Below are 1,168 nucleotides of genomic sequence, written 5' to 3' on the forward strand. Positions count from 1 at the left end.
GGAGGTCCCGGTGAACTGGCTGCTGGTGATCGCCGGCGCCCTGGTGGGCGCCCCGCTGCGCTACCTCACCGACCGGGCCGTGCGGCTGCGCCTGAGGCCGGACTCCGTCCTCCCCTGGGGCACCTTCACCGTCAACGTCGCGGGAGCGCTGGCCCTGGGACTGCTCACCGGCGCCGCGGTCGCCGGGCCTGCGGGGGAGCGGCTGGACCTGCTGCTCGGCACCGGGCTGTGCGGTGCGCTCACCACCTACTCGACGTTCTCCTGGGAGACGCTGCGCCTCGCCGAGGACGGCTCGCCCCTCCTTGCCGCGTGCAACGTCCTGGGCACCCTCCTGGCGGGCCTCGCGGCGATGTACGCGGGCGTGGCGCTGGGGGGAGCGCTCCAGGGCTGAGCGGGCGCGCGCCCCGGAGTCCCGATGCTCCCCGCCACGGCCGGAGTACCGTGGACAGGGGGCCGAGGAGGTGCGGCATGACCACGGCCACCACTGTGTCCGCCCGGGACATCCCCCGGACCCCGGGGATACGCGCGCGCACCGTGAACGATGCCGAGCTGCGCGCCTCGCTCGACGTACTGGGCTCACTGCCTGCCGACGCCTGGTCGCGGCCGACCGCGTGCACCGGCTGGGCCGTCCGGGACATGGCCGCGCACGAGATCGGCCAGTGCGAGGAACTCGCCAAGCCGTGGCTGATGTTCAGCCGCATCAGGCGGGCGCGGACCCGGCATCCGGAACTCGGCGCCCTGGACGGGCACAACGAGAGCCAGATCGAGGACCGCGCGGACCTGCCCCCGGAGCGCCTCGTCCACGAGCTGGCGAAGCACGGCCCGCGGGGGGTGCACAGCCTCGGGCGGACGCCCCGGCCGCTGCGCCGCCGCCTGCGCACCAGCCTGGTCTTCCCGCAGGAGGGCCGGGCACTGCCCGAGGACTCGATGGAGTACCTGAACAGCGTCCTCCTCGTCCGCGACCTGTGGATGCACCGGATCGACATCAGCGACGCCACGGGCGCCGAGCTGGTCCTGGACGGCCACGACCGGGAGATCCTGCAGCAGGTCCTGCTCGACCTGGCCCTCGGCTGGACCGGCCCGCCCTGCCTGCTGGAGCTCTCGGGGCCGATCGGCGGCCGGTACCGCATCGGCGGCGAGGGCCCGCCGGCGGTCACGCTGCGGGCGG

2 protein-coding genes are annotated in these 1,168 nt (G+C 75.1%); both read left to right on the plus strand.

Going from position 1 to position 1,168, the window contains the following annotated elements; translation table 11 throughout:
- Window positions 1-10 precede the first annotated feature (10 nt).
- Window positions 11-391, plus strand: a complete 381-nt coding sequence (gene crcB / locus HW445_RS31860; protein WP_180224239.1) for a fluoride efflux transporter CrcB — start codon at window positions 11-13, stop codon at window positions 389-391.
- Between the two features lie 77 nt (window positions 392-468).
- Window positions 469-1,168: maleylpyruvate isomerase family mycothiol-dependent enzyme (locus tag HW445_RS31865; protein ID WP_180224238.1), on the plus strand; the 700-nt coding region annotated here is incomplete at its 3' end.

The sequence above is a fragment of the Streptomyces sp. UH6 genome (assembly GCF_013421635.1).
In the GTDB taxonomy this organism is placed as follows: domain Bacteria; phylum Actinomycetota; class Actinomycetes; order Streptomycetales; family Streptomycetaceae; genus Streptomyces; species Streptomyces abyssomicinicus.